Source organism: Bradyrhizobium sp. 17 (assembly GCF_023073515.1).
Lineage (GTDB): Bacteria > Pseudomonadota > Alphaproteobacteria > Rhizobiales > Xanthobacteraceae > Bradyrhizobium > Bradyrhizobium canariense_D.
Genome location: NZ_JADPJQ010000074.1, coordinates 54982 through 73089 on the forward strand (window position 1 = coordinate 54982; position 18108 = coordinate 73089).

Sequence of the window (18108 nt, forward strand, 5' to 3'; positions counted from 1 at the left end):
CGCATCCACAGCGACATGCCGGAGGGCGGGAACGGATTCCAGCCCCGGCGGCTTGACCAGCATGCACAGGTTCTTTCTCGCGATGATGGTATCGGCCGTGCTGCTGCTGATCGTGGCGGCGGACCTGCTGGTCAATGGTCTCGGGGTGCAGGAGCCCAATGCGAACGTCGCCAGCGCAATACAGGTCTCAGGCCGGTTTGTCAGATAGGTGTGAGGCCGCGTTCCGCGGCTGAAATCACCCTTTGAATGTTCCTGCGGAACATTTCAGTCCGATCGGGACTTCTGCTCACCGCGTCAGCCACGACGGCCAGCGCGATCGGACAGGCTCAGCTCCGCTTGGTAGGGGGAGCTGAGCCACCGGCCGTTGCGTGGGGCTAGCCGCCGCTCCGATACACCTGGATATCGAGATCCCGGATCTTCTTCCGCAGCGTGTTGCGGTTGAGGCCGAGCAGATCGGCGGCGCGGATCTGGTTGCCGCGGGTGGCCGCGAGCGCGGCCGTGAGCAGTGGCACCTCGATCTCCTTCAGGATGCGGTGATAGAGGCCCGGCGGCGGCACGCCGTTCGGGAAGCCCTGGAAGTGCGAAGAGAGATACGCCTCCACGGCGCCACCGAGATTGTCGACGCCATGCTGGACGGCGGCACCCGGGCTGACCGTGGGTGGCGCCAGCTCGCCGTCGATGACGGAGCCCGTGATCACATCCTGGGGATACAGCGCCGCGAGGCGACGGGCGAGGTTCTCGAGCTCGCGCACGTTGCCCGGCCAGCGGTGCTGCTTCATCCGCTCCAGCGCCAGCGTATCGAGCTTTTTCGGCGGCAGGCCGTCCTTCTCCGCCAGCGCGAAGAAATGACGGATGAGATCGGGCAGATCCTCGATGCGCTCGCGCAACGGCGGCAGCCGTAGCGGCACGACGTTGAGGCGAAAGAACAGATCTTCGCGGAACAGGCCTTGCTGGATCAGGACGCGCAGATCCTTGTTGGAGGCCGCCACGATGCGAACGTCGGTCTTGATCGGGGTGCGACCGCCGACCGTGGTGTATTCGCCCTGCTGAAGCACGCGCAGCAGACGGGTTTGCGCCTCCATCGGCATGTCGCCGATCTCGTCCAGGAACAGCGTGCCGCCCTCGGCCTGCTCGAACCGGCCGGAGGCGCGGGTGTTGGCGCCGGTGAAGGCGCCGCGCTCATGGCCGAACAGTTCCGACTCGATCAGGTCGCGCGGGATCGCCGCCATATTGACCGCGACGAACGGGCCATTGCGGCGCTTGCCGTAATCGTGCAACGCGCGCGCCACCAGCTCCTTGCCGGTACCGGACTCGCCCGTGATCATCACGGTGAGGTCGGTCTGCATCAGGCGCGCCAGCACGCGATAGATTTCCTGCATCGCCGGCGAGCGGCCGACCAGCGGGATCGCCTCCATCTCGGCGTCCTCGTTCGGCGTCGAGACCCGCTCCTTCGGCTCGGCCAGCGCGCGGCCGACGATGGCGATCAGCTCCTTCAGATCGAAGGGCTTCGGCAGATATTCATAGGCGCCGCGCTCGGAGGCCCGGATCGCCGTCATGAAGGTATTTTGCGCGCTCATGACGATAACAGGCAAATTCGGCCGCATCTTCTTGATCCGCGGCAACAGGTCGAACGCGTTCTCGTCGGGCATCACCACGTCGGTGATGACGAGATCGCCCTCCCCCTGGCTGACCCAGCGCCACAGCGTTGCGGCATTGCCGGTCAGCCGCACTTCGTAGCCGGCGCGCGATAGTGCCTGATTGAGAACCGTGCGGATGGCGGTGTCGTCATCAGCAACGAGAATGCTACCTGCGGGCATCGTTAATCCTCATTTCGCCCCCTGTGACGCAGACGACGACTTCCCGGCAGAGCCGTCGTGACTGCTTTGATCGGCATGTTTCACCGATGTGGAATACATCGGCATCAGCACGCGGAAGGTTGTCTTGCGCGGCTGAGATTCGCATTCGATGATGCCCCCGTGATCCCCGATGATCTTTGCGACCAGCGCGAGGCCCAGACCCGAGCCGGTCTGTTTGGTTGTGACGAAGGGATCGAACAGGTTTGGCAGAAGATCGTCCGGCACGCCTGGTCCGTTGTCCTTCACGCAGAATTCGAGCGGCAGGGATACACGGGATTTTTGACCGGGGACTGACAGGCGGACGCCGGGCCGAAACGCGGTGGTGAGCTGGATTTCACCGTCGGGAACGTCGATCAGCGCTTCGGCGGCGTTCTTCACCAGGTTGAGGAACACCTGGATGAGCTGGTCCTGGTTCGCCAGCACCGGGGGCAGCGAGGGATCGTAATCCTCGACGAAGCGGATGTTGCGGGCAAAGCCGGACTGCGCCAGCCGTTTGACGTGATCGAGCACCGAATGGATGTTGACGGGGCCGCGCACCACGGGGCGCTCGTCGCCGAACACCTCCATGCGGTCGACCAGCGTCACGATGCGGTCGGCCTCGTCGCAGATCAGCCGCGTCAGCATGCGGTCTTCCGAGGAGGCCTGCTGCTCCAGGAGCTGCGCCGCGCCGCGGATGCCCGAGAGCGGGTTCTTGATCTCGTGCGCCAGCATCGCGGCGAGCGCGATCACCGAGCGCGCGGCGCTGCGGTGGGTGAGCTGGCGGTCCATCTTGTCGGCGATGGAGCGCTCCTGGAGCATCACCACGATATGGCCGGGCCGTTCCGTGACGGGGGCAACGTGCAGATCGACCTGGCGGTCCCCGCCCATGCGCGGCGTGCCCAGATCGACCTTGTACTCGTTGACAGGTGCATTCGACGAACGCACCTGGTCGATCAGCGCCAGCAAGGGGCTGCCAAACGGCACCAGCTCTTTCAGCGACTGCCGCTTCAAGAACTGCGTCGAGATATCGAAGAAGGCTTCGGTTGCGATGTTGGCGGCGACGATTTTGCCGTCCGGCCCGATCATCAGCACGGGATTGGGAAGTGCGTCCAGGATGGCATCGCTGTCGGACGGAAACGGCCGACGATGTTCAGCAACTGAGCTCATGCAGCGGCGCTCCATGCGAAGTCGTCGAAGGCATCTTGCAGTGACCGGTGAACGAGGTGCGGATCCTCCGAGGTGAGGATTTTCTGGCGCCAGGATTTCAGCTTCTCGGCCGGCGCACGGCTCACATCGGCCGCGACGTCGAGCGCCCAGCCCAGATGTTTTCGCGCGTGCCGCAGCCCGATGCGCAGGCCGTAGAGCGCGCAGACGCCTTCATAAAGCGTGCGCACATAATGCAGCTGCGTCTCGAGCGGCGGCGTGGCTTCCACCGCCCCACCCTTGAGGCGGCGGCCGATCTGGCCGGGCAGCCAGGGCTGGCCCTGCGCGCCGCGGCCGATCATCACGGCATCGGCGCCGGAGGCCTTTAACGCCGCGAGGGCCTTCTCGTAAGTGGTGATGTCGCCATTGACGACGAGCGGAATGGAGATGGCCTCGCGTACGGCGCGGATCGCATCCCAATCGGCCTCGCCCTTGTAGAACTGGCAGCGGGTGCGGCCGTGCACGGTGACGAGCTTGATGCCTGATGCCTGTGCGCGCCGCGCCAGTTCCGGTGCGTTGCGGGTGCGGTCGTCCCAGCCGAGCCGCATCTTCAACGTCACTGGCACCTTCACCGCCGCGATCGTCGCTTCGATCAGGCTGACGGCGTGGTCGAGGTCGCGCATCAAGGCGGAACCGGACTGGCCGCCGGTGACGTGACGAGCCGGACAGCCCATGTTGATGTCGATGATATCGGCGCCTTCGGCTTCAGCGATCCGGGCGCCCTCCGCCATCCAATGCGTCTCGCACCCGGCGAGCTGGACCACGTGGGGACCGATCCCCGTGGCTTCGCAGCGCAACCGGGACATATGATGGCCATTGGCGAGTTCGTCGCTGGCCGTCATTTCGGACACCACCAGACCGGCCCCCAACTCCGCGGCAAGCCGGCGGACGGGCGAGTCAGTCACCCCCGACATCGGTGCCAGGAAGACCGGGGTGGCGACATCAATATCGCCTATCTTCAATGGCTTAGAGCCTGATACTACCGAGCCGGTCACAGGGGTCTCGTTGCGTTGGCAGCGCCTCATCGCGCCTGCCATGACCTATCTTGCGCACAATTCTTGTGCAGTCAAGCGTCATGCCTACAGTTTAGACAGTTCTGCAAATCTTTCAAGTGCAGTGCAGCAAAATGCTGTTTCCCACAATCCGGGGAAACCCCCTTTTATTGCGGGCCTGCCGTGCTAGAGGCATGCGGCGATCACCCCACCCCCGACTCTCTTCATCACCAAATGAGTATTTGAGTCCTATGGCGAAATCACAGCGCACCGCAGTCGTCCTCGTCGCTGCCGGACGCGGCCTGCGCGCAGGCGCCGGTGGCCCCAAGCAATATCGCGAGATCGGCGGCGTGCCGGTGATCTATCGCGCCATGGAGGCCTTCAGCCGTCATGCGGACGTGTTCGCAGTTCAGCCCGTCGTGAACCCGGACGACAGCGCCATGTTCACGGCGGCGGTCGCAGGGCTCGGCCACGAGGCGCCGGTCAATGGCGGCGCGACCCGGCAGGCCTCGGTGCTCGCCGGTCTCGAAGCGCTCGCCAGGCACAAGCCCGACATCGTCCTGATCCACGACGCCGCGCGACCCTTCGTTTCGGAAGGCGTGATCACCCGCGCGATCGATGCGGCCAGCCGCACCGGCGCGGCGATCCCCGTCGTTCCCGTCACCGACACCATCAAGATCACCGGCGAGAATGACAATGTCGAGGACACGCCGGACCGGGCGCGGTTGCGAATTGCGCAGACGCCGCAATCCTTTCGTTTCGACGTCATCCTCGAAGCGCATCGTCGCGCGGCCAAGGACAGGCGCAGCGATTTCACCGACGATGCCGCGATTGCCGAATGGGCGGGATTGACGGTTGCAACCTTTGAAGGCGATGTTGCCAATATGAAGCTCACCACTCCCGAGGATTTCGTGCGCGAGGAAGCGCGGCTGGCAAGCCTGCTCGGCGACATCAGGACCGGCACGGGCTACGACGTCCACGCCTTCGGCGAGGGCGACCATCTCATGATATGCGGCGTGCGCGTGCCGCACACCAAAGGCTTCCTGGCCCATTCCGACGGCGATGTCGGCCTGCATGCGCTGGTCGACGCCATCCTGGGCGCGCTCGCTGACGGCGACATCGGATCGCACTTTCCGCCCAGCGACGCGAAGTGGAAAGGCGCCTCCTCCGACCAGTTTTTGCAATACGCCATCGAGCGCGTCACCCAGCGCGCCGGCCGCATCGCCAATCTCGAGGTGACCATGATCTGCGAGCGGCCGAAGATCGGCCCTTTGCGCGAGACCATGCGCGCGCGCATCGCCGAGATTTCCGGCGTCGACATCTCCCGCGTCGCGGTCAAGGCGACCACCAGCGAGCGGCTCGGCTTCACCGGCCGCGAGGAAGGCATCGCGGCCACCGCGAGCGCCACCATCCGTCTGCCCTGGAGTGTCTAGGCCATGGCCGGCAGCGACGCACGCGCCCTCTCCCGCTCGCTGCTCGATTTGTGCCGGATGCGCAAGCTGACGATCGCGACCGCGGAATCCTGCACCGGCGGCCTGGTTGCCGGTGCGCTGACCGACATCCCCGGCTCTTCCGACGTCATCGATCGCGGCTTCGTCACCTATTCCAACGACGCCAAGCGCGCGATGCTCGGCGTCGAGGTAAGCACGCTCACCAATTTCGGCGCCGTCAGCAGGGAGACGGCAACAGCCATGGCGGTCGGCGCGCTGGAGCGTGCCGGCGTCGATCTTGCAGTCGCTATCACCGGCATTGCCGGCCCCGGCGGCGCCACGCCCGGCAAGCCGGTTGGCCTCGTGCATTTCGCCGCCGCCGCGCGCGACGGACGCATCGTCCATCGCGAGCATCGCTTTGGCGCCATCGGCCGCACCGCCGTGCGTCAGCGCTCCGTGGTCGAGGCGCTGCGCATGCTGATGGATCTCGCCCGCGGCCCGCAAGTTACGGCCAAGCCGAAACGTGCCGCCGCAGTAACCCGCCTGCGCCCGCGCGTGACACGATCACCGCGCCGGCACGCGGTGAAGCGCAGGCCGCCGCGCTGACCGCGGGGGTGAGATCCCTCACGCAGCCGCGAGTTAAGCACTCACGTGATCGAGCACGCACTGCTTGATCGCGCTGTGATTGACGATGGCTGCGCCCCACACCAGCCCGTAGAGACTTGACCTTTCCCGCCATGCAGGTGACCTCGACGTCATTGCCGATGTGGAAGGGTCGAAACAGCAGCAGCATGACGCCGGCGGCGATGTTGGAGAGTGGGCCCTGTAATGCCAGACCAACGGCGAGAGATGCGCAACATTGCCCGTGCGATGACGCCGCTGGAGATCGAGCAGGCCGCTGCGTATTATGCCTCGCAGCCGCCGGATGTCGTGAAGGCGGTGGATTGAAATTTTGGCACGCCTGCCTTCCCCATCGTCATTGCGAGCGCAGCGAAGCAATCCAGAGTCTCTCCGCAGAGGGATTCTGGATTGCTTCGTCGCAAGGGCTCTTCGCAATGAAGGAGGAGAGAGCGTGCCCGTCCGCAACCACTACGACGACACCAGCTTCCGCCGTCCGTAGATCGCATCCGCCCGCTTCTCGAAGGCGATGGAAAATCGCGCGAACGCGGCGTCGAACATCGAGCCCATCAGGAGCGCCAGCATGCGGCTCTTGAACTCGTAGGCAAGGAAGAAGCCGACATCGCAAACGCTCTCGCCTTTGGGCTCGAACGTCCAACGGTTTTCCAGATTGCTGAAGGGACCTTGCAGATATTCGACCAGGATCTTCAAATTGGCGCGGTCGAGCGTCACGCGGCTGGTGAAGGATTCCCTGACCAGCTTGAACGACACCGTCATGTCCGCGACCAGCACCTCGGTGCCGTCGGGTTTCGCCATGCGCTGACGGACCTTCAGCGCACTGCACAGCGGCACGAATTCCGGGTAGCGCTCGACGTCAGCGACCAGATCAAACATCTCGGACGCGCTGTGATCGACACGACGCTTGCTCGAAAAATTGGGCATGGCGATTCAGCGGGCGCTTGCTGCCCGCGCGGCCTTCAGTTTCGCAAAATCCTCGCCGGCATGATGCGACGAACGGGTGAGCGGGGTCGCAGACACCATCAGGAAACCCTTGGTGTAGGCGACCTTCTCGTAGGACGAAAACTCGTCCGGCGGCACGTAGCGCATCACGGCGTGATGCTTGCGGGTCGGCTGGAGATATTGCCCGATGGTCAGGAAATCGACGTCGGCGGAACGCAGATCGTCCATCACCTGCTGCACCTCGTGGCGCTCCTCGCCGAGGCCGACCATGATGCCGGACTTGGTGAAGATGGTGGGATCGAGCTCCTTGACCCGCTGCAACAGCCGGATCGAATGGAAATAGCGCGCGCCCGGCCGCACCGTGAGATAGCACGACGGCACGGTCTCGAGATTGTGGTTGAACACGTCGGGCTTCGCCGCGACGACGACCTCCAGCGCCCCCTCCTTGCGCAGGAAGTCGGGCGTCAGGATCTCGATCGTGGTCGAGGGGCACGCGGCGCGGATCGCGCGGATGGTCTGGGCGAAATGCTCGGCGCCGCCGTCAGTGAGATCGTCGCGGTCCACGGAGGTGATGACGACATGGGCAAGGCCGAGCTTGGCCACAGCCTCGCCGACGTTCTGCGGCTCGGCCGCGTCAAGTGCATTCGGCATGCCGGTCTTGACGTTGCAGAAGGCACAGGCGCGGGTGCAGGTGTCGCCCATGATCATGAAGGTCGCGTGCTTCTTGTCCCAGCACTCGCCGATATTCGGGCAGCCCGCCTCCTCGCACACCGTATGCAGGCCGTTGGCGCGCACGATGTTGCGCGTGTCGGCATAGCCGCGGGTGTTGGGCGCGCGTACGCGGATCCAGTCCGGCTTCGGCGGCGAAGCGGAATCGGGCCGGTTCACCTTTTCGGGGTGACGTGGGCGCAGCGGGTTCGAGATGGTATCGACGATAACGACCATGGGGTGTCCGGTCTGACCAAGTCCTACCTAGTCGGTCTGGCCGGGCATCGCAACCCGGCTCGCACCGCTTCAGGGAACATGGCAGATATGGGCAATATCCTGCTCTGTTCTCTGGCGATTCTCACCTCGAATGGCTCCAGTCTCGAAGACCTCTACTCCTCGGCTCGGCAAAGCCCTGAAGCGTACCTTTTTCGCGCGCAGCGTCCACGAGGTCGCGCCCGATCTGATCGGTGCGACCATGCTGGTCAACGGCGTTGGCGGGATCATCGTCGAGGTCGAGGCCTATCATCATACCGAGCCGGCGGCGCACTCCTACAATGGCCCGACGCCGCGGAACCAGGTGATGTTCGGCCCGCCCGGCTTTGCCTATGTCTACCGCTCCTACGGCATCCACTGGTGTGTGAACTTCGTCTGCGAGGAAGAAGGCTCGGCCAGCGCCGTGCTGATCCGCGCGCTGGAGCCGACCCACGGAATCGCCGCGATGCGGCGGCGCCGCCATCTCCAGGATTTGCACACGTTGTGCTCGGGCCCGGGCAAGCTGACCGAAGCGCTCGGCATCACCATCGCGCACAATGCCTTGCCGCTCGACCGTCCGCCGATCGCGCTGCATGCGCGGACGGAGGACTTCGAGGTGGCGGCCGGCATCCGGATCGGCATCACCAAGGCGGTCGAGCTGCCCTGGCGCTATGGTGTCAGGGGCTCGAAATTCCTCAGCAAGCCGTTTCCGAAATAAGCTTACGACGCCTGCTTGAGCCGCTCCAGCGCCTCGAGCAGCTTGGCCTTGCGGGCGAGCGCGGCCTCGCGCTTCTCGCGCTCCTCCTCGACGACCTCCTCGGCCGCGTTGGCCACGAATTTCTCGTTGGCCAGTTTGGACTCGGCACGCTTGATGTCGGCGTCGGCCTTCCCGATCTCCTTGTCCAGACGCGTGCGCTCGGCGACGACGTCAATCACGCCCTTCAGCGGCAGCGCGGCCACCTCGCCGCGCACCAGGAGCTGGACCGCGCCGTCGGGCGCACGGTCGGCGAAGGAGATGTCCGACAGCCGCGCCATGCGCTTGATGACGTCGCTCCAGCGCGGCGCGCGCTCCTTCGTCTCGGCCGAGGCGCCTGCGAGCACCAGCGCCGTGAGGGTCGCCGGCGGGATGTTCATCTCGGCGCGCACCGAACGGATCTGCGTGACAAGGTCAATGACCCAGCCGATCTCGGCCTCGGCCGCGGGATCGGTGAAGTCGGCATGGTCGAAGATCGGCAGCACCCAAACCGGCGAGACGAGCGCGTCGGTCGGCCCCGTCGTCGCCGCGAGCATCGCAAGCTGCTCCGGCGTCGGCCCGGCCGGCTTCAGCGGCCACGGTGCCAGCGCGAGCAGACCGTCGCGCTTGGCCGTCACCTCCCACAGCTCCTCGGTGATGAAGGGCATGAAGGGGTGCAGCAGTTTCAGGATCTCGTCGCGCGCCCATGCCACCATGGCGCGGGTCTCGGCCTTGGCAGGGCTGTCGGGGCCGAGTAGCACGGGTTTTGCGAGCTCGAGATACCAGTCGCAATAGACGTTCCACACGAAGCGGTAGATGCTGCCGGCGGCGTCATTGAAGCGATAGGCCTCGATCGCCTCGGTCACCTCGCGCGTGGTGTGCGCACTCTCATGTGCGATCCAGCGGTTCAGCGTCTCTTTGACCTTCGCCGGCTCGAAGCCTTCGGGCACGGCGCAATGGTTCATCTCCGCAAAGCGCGACGCATTCCAGAGCTTGGTCGCGAAATTGCGATAGCCCTCGACACGGCTGGTGGCGAGCTTGATGTCGCGCCCCTGCGCGGCCATCGCGGCCAGCGTGAAGCGCAGCGCGTCCGCACCATATTGGTCGATCAGGCTGAGCGGATCGATGACGTTGCCCTTCGACTTCGACATCTTGGCGCCCTTCTCGTCGCGGACGAGGGCGTGGATGTAGATCGTCGAGAACGGCACCTCCTTCATGAAGTGCAGCCCCATCATCATCATGCGGGCGACCCAGAAGAAGATGATGTCGAAGCCCGTCACCAGTGCGTTGGTCGGGTAGTAGCGCTGCACTTCCGGCGCGTCTGCGGGCCAGCCGAGGGTCGAGAATGGCCACAGCGCCGAGGAGAACCAGGTGTCGAGCACGTCCTCGTCGCGCGTGATGAAGCCGTCCCGCTTGTTGCGGTCGAGCGCCATCTCGCGGCCCTGCTCGACCGTGATGACTTCCTGCTCGACGTAATAGCCGAGGGCGTGGCTGACGGCCTCCTCCTCGGTCTCGGCGACGAACACCTTGCCATCAGGACCGTACCAGGCCGGGATCTGGTGGCCCCACCAGAGCTGGCGCGAGATGCACCAGGGCTGGATGTTCTCCATCCACTCGAAATAGGTTTTTTCCCAGTTCTTTGGCACGAAGGTGGTTTCGCCCGAACGCACGGCGGCCATCGCGGGCTTCGCCAGCGTCTTGGCGTCGACATACCATTGGTCGGTCAGATAGGGCTCGATCACCGTGCCGGAGCGGTCGCCATGCGGCACCATGTGGGTGTGAGGTTCGATCCGCTCGACGAAACCGAACGATTCCAGTCGCTCGACGATGCGCTTGCGCGCTGCAAAGCGATCGAGCTTGTTGAACTCCTCGGCGAACTGCGAGGCACCTTCCGGCAGGTCGCGCAGATAATCCTCGTTGTCGAGGAGATCGAGGCAACCTTCCTTGTCGATGACGCTGATTCGGGCGAGGCCGTGGCGATTGCCGACCTCGAAATCGTTGAAGTCGTGCGCCGGCGTCACCTTGACCGCGCCCGAGCCCTTCTCCGGATCGGAATAATCGTCGGCGACGATCTGGATCTTGCGGCCGACCAGCGGCAGGATCACGTTCTTGCCGACCAGCTTCTGATAGCGCTCGTCGTCGGGATGCACGGCCACCCCGGTATCGCCGAGCATGGTCTCCGGGCGCGTGGTGGCAACGACGATGAAGCTCGAGGGATCCTCGGGGCTGAAGATCTTGCCCTCGATCGGATAGCGCAGGTACCAGAGGCTACCCTTGACCTCGGTCTGCTGCACTTCGAGATCGGAGATCGCGGTGAGCAGCTTGGTGTCCCAGTTCACCAGCCGCTTGTCCTTGTAGATCAGGCCGTCGCGGTGCAGCTCGACGAACACCTTGACCACGGCCTTGGACAGGCCCTCGTCCATGGTGAAGCGTTCGCGCGACCAGTCGCAGGAGGCGCCGAGCCGCTTGAGTTGGTTGATGATGGTGTCGCCGCTCTCGGCCTTCCACTGCCAGACCCGCTCCAGAAACTTCTCGCGGCCCATCTCGCGACGGCTGGGCTGCTGGCGCTCCATCAGCTGCCGCTCCACCACCATCTGGGTGGCGATGCCGGCATGGTCGGTGCCGGGCTGCCACAGCACGTCGCGACCGCGCATGCGCTCGAACCGGCACAGGATGTCCTGGAGCGTGTTGTTGAGGGCGTGGCCCATGTGCAGCGAGCCCGTCACGTTCGGCGGCGGGATCACGATGGTAAAGGGCACAGCGTCGCGGCGGTCTGGGCGGCCGGCCTTGAAGGCAAGGCTGTCCTCCCACACGACGGACATGCGGGCTTCGATATCGGCGGGCTGGTAATTTTTCTCGATCATGGCGCTGTTAGAAAGCCGCGCACGGGGTCCAAGTCAACGGACAAGTCAACGGAAAGCCAGGCGGCAACAGGGCTTTCCGGTCCGGTCGGGAAACAGAATATTACCCACAAGCAGGGCTTTATGAGGGCTCTGCGGCCCGATCTACCTGCCGCCGCGCGATACCCGCTCGATTTCGGCCTTCACGATGCGTTCGACCAGGCCCGGCAAATTGTCGTCCAGCCAGGATTTCAGCATCGGACGCAGCATCTCCTTGACCAGATCCTCCAGAGTTCGCGCATTGCTGCTGAGCACCGTGTGGGCCAGGGAATTGAAGGCGGATTCGACCGCGGAGACCGTCGATTGCGCCAGCATCGGCTGTTGGGGCGGCAGCGGCGGCGCATCGAAGTCCACGGGCGCATAGGATGCCGGCGTCGGACGCGGCGCCGGCGATTCGGCGAATTCGAGATCGTCGCGCGGCTCGACCTTGCGGAAGCTCGGCGGCGGCGGAGGCGGCGTCGGCTCCATCGCCAGCGCCATATCGTCGGTCAATTCCAGCACGTCGGGCTCAGGTTCGGGCTCCGGCTCGGGAGCACGGATTTCCGGCGCGGGCGTGGCTGCGTCGAGCCCCGCCAGCAGCGCGTCGATATCGTCCTGATTGTTGGATGCATCCACCTCGGGTGCGGCGGCCGGCGGCGCTGCCGGCTTTGCGGCCGGAGCCGGTGCCGGCTTTTCGGCGGCCGGTTTGGGCGGCGCGACCTTGGATGGCGGAATATCGTTGATCACCTGCGGCTTCGGTGACGCGGCGGGGGCGGCAGCTTTCTCGGGCTTAGCGGCATCCGCCGGCGGCGGCTTGGCCTCATCGTCGGCAATGATGCGCCGGATCGAGGCCAGAATCTCCTCCATCGAGGGTTCTGTGACCTTTGCAGGCTGCGTCATCTCCGACTCCACATCATCAACGCCCTCGCATGCGTTGTTTTACACCAAGCACGACAGGATTGGCCGGTTCCGGATGGGTGGCCCGACATTTTCGTCACGGCAGCCCGACTTGTCCCCAGATGACAGCTCAACGTGCAGCGGTGCGCCCCTGCCCTCGGCACTCATGCTTTACGCACACGGCATCGGATGCAGAGCGAATCGACCCGCATCCTTCTTGGCAAGGCTATGTCAGGGATTTTGCTGATTGCAAGCAAAGCACCGGTCGGCTTCGGCTATTTGCGAGGCCGACCGGATGATTACGGGACTCTAGCGTCCGTCTGGCGTGCGTACGCCGGCCCAGCTGTCGCGGACCTGATGGTAGTGCACGCTGGGATCGTAGACAGTGGTGTTGAGGCCGAGGACTTGCGGCGCGAGACGACCGACCGCGTTGAGCACCGAATAGGACGCCACCACGCGGTCATGCTGGGCAGTGACGAGCGCCACGCGCGCGTTGACCAGCGCCTGCTGCGCGTTGAGCACGTCCAGCGTGGTGCGCTGGCCGGCCTTGGCTTCCTCGCGCACACCGTTCAGCGCGATCTCGGAGGCCGTAACCTGCGCCTGCGCAGACTGCACCTGCGCCTTGCCGGCTTCCAACTGGCCCCAGGCCTGCACGACGTTGGCGCGGGTCTGATCGCGTGTGGTTTCAAGATTCAGGCGCTGCTGCGCCAAGTTCTCTTTCGATTGGCGGATCAGCGCATATTCAGCGCCGCCCTGATAGATCGGCACCGAGGCGGTCGCGATGGCGGAAGCGGTCGTCGTTCGGAAGACCGTCAGGGTCTGCTGGTACGACTGGGTGATGCCAGCCTGAACCGTGAGGGTCGGCAGCAGCGCGCCTTCGTTGATCTTGACCTGGAGATAATTGACGTCGATGCCGAACATCGATGCCGTGACGTTGGGGTTCTCCACCAGGCTGAGACCGACGGCGGAGGCGAGCGTCCCGGGCAGGAAACGATCGACCGGCGAGCCCGGCGCAAGGTTCGTCGGCTCGTTGCCGATGATCCGGCGGAAATTGGCACGCGTCGTCGTGAGATTCGATTCGGCCGTCAGGGCCTGGGTCCTGCCTGCCGCGAGCTGCGCTTCGGATTGCGCCACGTCCGTGCGCGTCACCTCGCCGACATTGAACCGATCGCGCGTTTGCTTGAGCGTCTGTTCGAGGACGCGCACATTGCTGCGCTGAACTTCGAGTGTGGCGGAGTCACGAAGATAATCCATGTAGCTGGTCGCAGCCTGCAGCAGGACCGTCTGCTCGAGCACACGCAACGCCTCGCGGGATCCCGAGACCTGGCTTTCCGCCACGCGCGTCCTGTTGGCGGTCTGATTGCCGTTATAGAGCGTCTGGTTGATGGTCAGGCTGGCGCTATTGGGCTGAAGGGGCGGGTCGCTATGGATCGGCACAGCCTTCTGCGTCTGCTGAATATCCTGATATTGATAGCCGGTGCTGAGATTGATCCCGACCTTGGGGCGATAGCCCGACAGCGCTTGCGGCACGTTCTCGTCAGTCGAGCGCACCTGGGCGCGCTGCGCGTTGAGCTGCGGATTGTTCTGATAAGCGCGCACCAGCGCAGCCTCGATCGTATCCGCCAAGGCAGGCGTCGGCGCGGCAAGCGCCAGCAGCAGGACCGAAACCGCTGCTCCGGTGAAGAGCTTCACCCCATGCATCCAAAAATTCCGTTCATTCTAACGCCCGGCTCGTGCCCGCGAGCTGGGTTACCGTCTACGAGTGGAGTCGTTGCCCCGCCGCAACATAGGACGCGGTCAAGCGCGACGGAACTACCTGAGGGGTGTTCTCGGTGGAAACTCTTCACGTGCAGCATCCCGGCCACACTTCTGATTCAGAACGGGATTTTAACGGGCCAAAGCCGTCAGAAGACGAAGGCGGCGGCCCGTTCCAGCCCCGGAAGGACCGGGGCTGCGGCATCGAACAGCGCCCGATGGCCGAATTCGCCGTGGGTATGGGTCACGATCATGGCTCGCGGCGGCCTGGATTCGGCCGAGACCCCCACCAGGCGCCCCCCCTCCTTGAGCTGCCCGAGCAGCCCTGCCGGGGTCACCTCGGTGGCGCCGTTGAGGACGATCACATCATAGGGACCTGCGGCGGCATCACCCTCGGTGCAGGCCGCGGCCTTGCAGGCCACGTTGGCCAACCCGAGGGCGGCGAAGGCGTCGTTGGCCTTTGCCGCCAGGCCCGAATCGCATTCCGTCGCGATGACTTTGCGCGCGAGCTTGGCGGTCAGCGCAGCGAGATAGCCCGTGGCGCAGCCGACGACCAGCACGTCGTCATCCTCGCCGATCTCGGCGGCCTGGAGCAGCTTGCCGGTCAGCTGCGGCTTGATCAGGAACCGCTTGGCGCCTCCCTCGCTGACGTCGAGATCGAGGTCGAGATACGCCAATGCCTGCCGGCTGGCGGGCACGAAAGCCTCGCGCGGAACCGTGAGCATGGCGTCGAGAACACGACGGTCGGTGACGTCACTGGTGCGCACCTGGCCATCGACCATTTTTAGGCGCGCCGTCGAGAAAACGGACATTTGCGGACCCTGCAAGGCGGACGATGCCGCGGACGAAAGTTGGCGGCATCTTTGGAACAGGCCCTGCGAAAACGCAACATGGCTTTGGCCCGCAAACCGGGCCCTTCCGCAACTCGCAACGTCGAGGGTGAGCCGCCTATTCGATCGTGACCGCGAGGCGGCCGATCAATGCGGCGACTTCGTCCAGCCGTGCCGAATCGTGGGTCTCGACCGCCCGCGCCAGACAAGCGAGGCATTCGTCGTCGCTGAGTTCGGGGATGTCCGCCGGCAGAATGGAGGGGGCCAGCGGGAAACGGTCGACCTGGATGTCTCGCATGGGAATCAGCTCCATAAAGGACCGGCCTCTGGAAGCTCGATTTCAATTGAGTCGTTTTGGCGTCACCGCGGAGGATGCGGGCTCGCCGCGGTACACATCTAGTTGAGGATCTGCTGCAACGAGATCGCACGCCAGATCAGAGTCTGGGCGCAAGTTGCTGAAAATGAAGCGGAATTTGGCTCCCCGGGCTGGATATTTGTTCTTGTCCAAGCCGTCCCATAATGGCAACCTGCAAGTTGATAACCGCTTTGATATCAAGGGGTAATTTGCCCATGTTGACCATAGCGGTTACTGCTAGCGCACACCCCAATAGCGGGGAAAAAGCGGGGAAGATAGTAGGAATCCGAAATGGGGAGCCATACTAGAAACGTCCTCACGGTCAAGGCGATCGAGGCTCGCAAGTCCGCGAAGCTCCGCGACGGCGGCGGCCTCTGGCTGGTGACCAAGGGCAGCGGCCGGTACTGGACCCTCGACTACAGGTTCGGCGGCAGGCGCCGGCAAATGGGCATTGGCCCGCTCCACACAGTCGGACTGGCCGATGCGCGCCACAAGGCTGAGGCAGCCCGCGCCCTACTCCGACGCGGTATCGATCCAATCGACCACCGGGCTGTTGAGGCGATCGAGGCAGCCAAGGCCGCGGCCGGCGTGAAGACCTTCGGCCAATATGCCGACTCTTATATAGACGAAGCCGTGAAGGCTGGCCGGTGGCGTGGCGCCAAGACCGAGGCGGGCTGGCGGAATACCCTCACCAACCACGTCAAGGCAATGCGGGACAAAGCGTTAGCGGATATCGACATCCAAGACGTGCTGGCGGCTGTGCGTCCGCTCTGGGGCACCAAGCAGGAGACCGCGGAAAAGCTCCGGTGGCGGATTGAGCGCGTCTTGGACTCGGCCAAGGTCGAGGGCCTGCGCAGCGGCGACAACCCGGCCGCGTGGAAAGGCAATCTGGAACATGTCCTCCATAAGCCGGACGAGTCCACGCGCGGCCATCACGAGGCCCTGCCCTACAAAGATGTGCCAGCCTTTATGAATCGGCTACGCGGCACCGACACGATCACGGCCCGAGCATTAGAGTTCCTGATCCTGACGGCCACCAGGAGTGCCGAGACCCGCCTGGCCGTGTGGGATGAATGCGACCTTGAGGGAGCGACGTGGACGCTTCCACAGGAGCGCACGAAGGAGCGCAGAGAGCTTCGTGTCCCACTGTGCGAGCGCGCGGTTGAGATCGTGAGGCAGATGAAGGCGCAGTCCCTGAATCACTTCGTATTCCCGGGCGTGCGCGCCAACCGTCCCCTCTCCGATATGACCTTCGGCAAGGTAATCGGCGCCCATGGAGGCGGTGGCGCGACGACGCACGGATTTCGGTCCTCCTTCAAGGATTGGGCCACCGAAGAGACAGAACACGAGAACTACGTCTCCGAGGCAGCGCTTGGCCATTCCGCAGGGGATGCCGTTGAGCGCGCTTACCGGCGCGGGGACGCCCTGAAGAAACGCAGGGGCATGATGGTTGATTGGGCGGCCTATTGTGCCGGGAAGTAAATAGCCCAACGCGCGACATCGAGCGCCCGCTAGAGGAACGAACGCGCAGAGGAAAACTTACAGGTTTTGCTGGCTCCTCTCCTGGGCCGGCGGAGCGGCCCCGGCGTTGACCCCCAGGCAATCCAGCCGGGGCCGACTCTGAGCGCCAACTGAGGCGGACTTACTTCTGGGTGTTCCGCTTATAAATACACGCTTTTGGAACAAACGAAGGTTTATTAAAATCACAATCTGTTCTCGCCCGGAGAACGAGAACAGCGGGCCGCCAGCCTGAACCGGCGGGCTTTCATTTGTTGACAACCAGCCGCCCAGGCACGAAGCTTGCTTTCATAAAAGCGTCGCCAATCATTGCTTTTCTATTTCTCTAGAATTCTTTTATCCATCTGGAGGCACCGTGACCGACGAGGAAATCGCCCGTCTGCGCGCCCATGACAGCAACATCAGTCGATATCGACGGCTGCTTAAAACCAATCTCTCAGACCTCGAGCGCCGGTATTTGGAACAGCGCCTGAGCGAGGAAAGGCCGCCCGTTGAGAACTTGGCTCATCCCCCTCCCACCCCGCGGACTGAGCACGGCCGATCAGTTTGAGGCGGGTGCGTTTTGACCTTTGCTCGTAGGACCGACGAGCTTCTATTCTCCAAAAGCGAACTGAACCTTCACACTCCACGGCCATACTCATGTGCATCCGGGATTTTTGCTAATCCCGTCCCGGGGCTGGACGGATATCACGCCGCCGGGACAAGGTATTGCGTGCCCGGCGGCGTAATTTGCGGCGCGCGAGTTGGCGCTTGGAGTACCCATGAACATCCGTTCTGGTCTATTGCTGGCCGCGATTTGCTGCGCATTCGGAAATGCTTGCATTGCCCAAGAGGGGTCGGTGGGGCCAGACGGGCTATATCCACCACCACCCGAGACTTCCCCGCAAAACCAACGGACCCGCAGGCGTGCCAACGCGGTGGGGCCAAAACCTTCGTCGGTATCCAAGCCGATGACTTGGGAAGAAGAAAACGCCCGACAGCAAGCGGATGAAGATCAGCTAAAACGGAAGATGAATATCTGCCAGCGCTGTTGAGCGACAACATCCCTAGAGTGTCAATCGGCGTTCGACTGGGACCCCCCGTATTGCCGCATCAGCAATTGTTACCCTGATGGCACGGATGCGAGGTCGACTGATCGGCCGC

The 18108-nt window shown here is 64.2% G+C and carries 16 protein-coding genes and 1 pseudogene; 6 read left to right on the top strand and 11 right to left on the bottom strand.

Annotated features, from left to right (window positions below; translation table 11 throughout):
* The first annotated feature begins 61 nt into the window (after nucleotides 1–61).
* Nucleotides 62–208 (top strand): hypothetical protein, encoded by a 147-nt coding sequence (locus IVB13_RS15345; protein WP_018457826.1) that lies wholly within the window; start codon nucleotides 62–64, stop codon nucleotides 206–208.
* Nucleotides 209–374: 166 nt separating this feature from the next.
* Here the strand turns inward: IVB13_RS15345 and ntrC are convergent, their stop codons facing one another.
* Genes ntrC through dusB form a run of 3 tightly spaced genes read right to left on the bottom strand, consistent with a single transcriptional unit; the run spans nucleotide 375 to nucleotide 4000 of the window.
* On the bottom strand, nucleotides 375–1817 hold the full coding sequence (gene ntrC / locus IVB13_RS15350; RefSeq protein ID WP_007610301.1) for a nitrogen regulation protein NR(I): 1443 nt from the start codon (nucleotides 1815–1817) through the stop codon (nucleotides 375–377).
* A gap of 9 nt (nucleotides 1818–1826) precedes the next feature.
* Nucleotides 1827–3002, bottom strand: coding sequence for a nitrogen regulation protein NR(II) (locus tag IVB13_RS15355; RefSeq protein WP_026233448.1), 1176 nt, complete (start codon nucleotides 3000–3002; stop codon nucleotides 1827–1829).
* Nucleotides 2999–4000: a tRNA dihydrouridine synthase DusB gene (gene dusB, locus IVB13_RS15360; RefSeq protein WP_018457824.1), complete on the bottom strand. Its 1002-nt coding sequence runs from the start codon at nucleotides 3998–4000 to the stop codon at nucleotides 2999–3001. Before dusB ends, IVB13_RS15355 begins: the two co-directional genes overlap by 4 nt.
* 281 nt (nucleotides 4001–4281) lie before the next feature.
* On the opposite strand from dusB, the gene IVB13_RS15365 reads away from it, so the two are divergent.
* Nucleotides 4282–5463, top strand: coding sequence for a bifunctional 2-C-methyl-D-erythritol 4-phosphate cytidylyltransferase/2-C-methyl-D-erythritol 2,4-cyclodiphosphate synthase (locus IVB13_RS15365; RefSeq protein ID WP_247489440.1), 1182 nt, complete (start codon nucleotides 4282–4284; stop codon nucleotides 5461–5463).
* 3 nt (nucleotides 5464–5466) lie between these two features.
* On the top strand, nucleotides 5467–6066 hold the full coding sequence (locus tag IVB13_RS15370; RefSeq protein WP_018457822.1) for a CinA family protein: 600 nt from the start codon (nucleotides 5467–5469) through the stop codon (nucleotides 6064–6066).
* On the opposite strand, the gene IVB13_RS15375 is transcribed toward IVB13_RS15370, so the two are convergent.
* Nucleotides 5966–6295 (bottom strand): mechanosensitive ion channel domain-containing protein, encoded by a 330-nt coding sequence (locus IVB13_RS15375; protein ID WP_338014016.1) that lies wholly within the window; start codon nucleotides 6293–6295, stop codon nucleotides 5966–5968. The genes IVB13_RS15370 and IVB13_RS15375 overlap by 101 nt on opposite strands.
* An 8-nt stretch (nucleotides 6296–6303) precedes the next feature.
* Between IVB13_RS15375 and IVB13_RS40425 the strand changes: the two are divergent.
* Nucleotides 6304–6408, top strand: a pseudogene (locus tag IVB13_RS40425) (cytochrome c4); the annotation flags it as partial.
* Nucleotides 6409–6549: 141 nt separating this feature from the next.
* Here IVB13_RS40425 and IVB13_RS15380 read toward each other — a convergent pair.
* Both IVB13_RS15380 and lipA read right to left on the bottom strand, forming a co-directional pair.
* On the bottom strand, nucleotides 6550–7020 hold the full coding sequence (locus IVB13_RS15380) for a type II toxin-antitoxin system RatA family toxin (protein WP_018457820.1): 471 nt from the start codon (nucleotides 7018–7020) through the stop codon (nucleotides 6550–6552).
* Between the two features lie 6 nt (nucleotides 7021–7026).
* Nucleotides 7027–7983, bottom strand: coding sequence for a lipoyl synthase (gene lipA / locus IVB13_RS15385; protein ID WP_018457819.1), 957 nt, complete (start codon nucleotides 7981–7983; stop codon nucleotides 7027–7029).
* A gap of 130 nt (nucleotides 7984–8113) precedes the next feature.
* Here lipA and IVB13_RS15390 point away from each other — a divergent pair, with 130 nt between their 5' ends.
* Complete coding sequence (locus IVB13_RS15390; protein ID WP_204511178.1) at nucleotides 8114–8716, top strand: DNA-3-methyladenine glycosylase; 603 nt, start codon at nucleotides 8114–8116, stop codon at nucleotides 8714–8716.
* A gap of 2 nt (nucleotides 8717–8718) precedes the next feature.
* On the opposite strand, the gene IVB13_RS15395 is transcribed toward IVB13_RS15390, so the two are convergent.
* The 5 genes from IVB13_RS15395 to IVB13_RS15415 form a co-directional block, all read right to left on the bottom strand.
* Nucleotides 8719–11595, bottom strand: coding sequence for a valine--tRNA ligase (locus IVB13_RS15395; protein WP_085349819.1), 2877 nt, complete (start codon nucleotides 11593–11595; stop codon nucleotides 8719–8721).
* A 141-nt stretch (nucleotides 11596–11736) separates the two neighbouring features.
* A complete protein-coding gene (locus tag IVB13_RS15400; RefSeq protein ID WP_026233447.1) occupies nucleotides 11737–12510 on the bottom strand; it encodes a DUF2497 domain-containing protein in 774 nt (257 codons plus the stop codon).
* 306 nt (nucleotides 12511–12816) lie between these two features.
* Nucleotides 12817–14208: a TolC family outer membrane protein gene (locus IVB13_RS15405; RefSeq protein ID WP_018457815.1), complete on the bottom strand. Its 1392-nt coding sequence runs from the start codon at nucleotides 14206–14208 to the stop codon at nucleotides 12817–12819.
* Between the two features lie 203 nt (nucleotides 14209–14411).
* Complete coding sequence (locus IVB13_RS15410) at nucleotides 14412–15074, bottom strand: protein-L-isoaspartate O-methyltransferase (protein WP_018457814.1); 663 nt, start codon at nucleotides 15072–15074, stop codon at nucleotides 14412–14414.
* Nucleotides 15075–15210: 136 nt separating this feature from the next.
* The gene (locus tag IVB13_RS15415) at nucleotides 15211–15390 is read right to left on the bottom strand and encodes a hypothetical protein (RefSeq protein ID WP_026233446.1); all 180 of its coding nucleotides are present in this window, start codon (nucleotides 15388–15390) and stop codon (nucleotides 15211–15213) included.
* Between the two features lie 348 nt (nucleotides 15391–15738).
* Here IVB13_RS15415 and IVB13_RS15420 point away from each other — a divergent pair, with 348 nt between their 5' ends.
* Nucleotides 15739–16929 (top strand): integrase arm-type DNA-binding domain-containing protein, encoded by a 1191-nt coding sequence (locus tag IVB13_RS15420; protein WP_247489442.1) that lies wholly within the window; start codon nucleotides 15739–15741, stop codon nucleotides 16927–16929.
* Nucleotides 16930–18108 lie beyond the last annotated feature (1179 nt).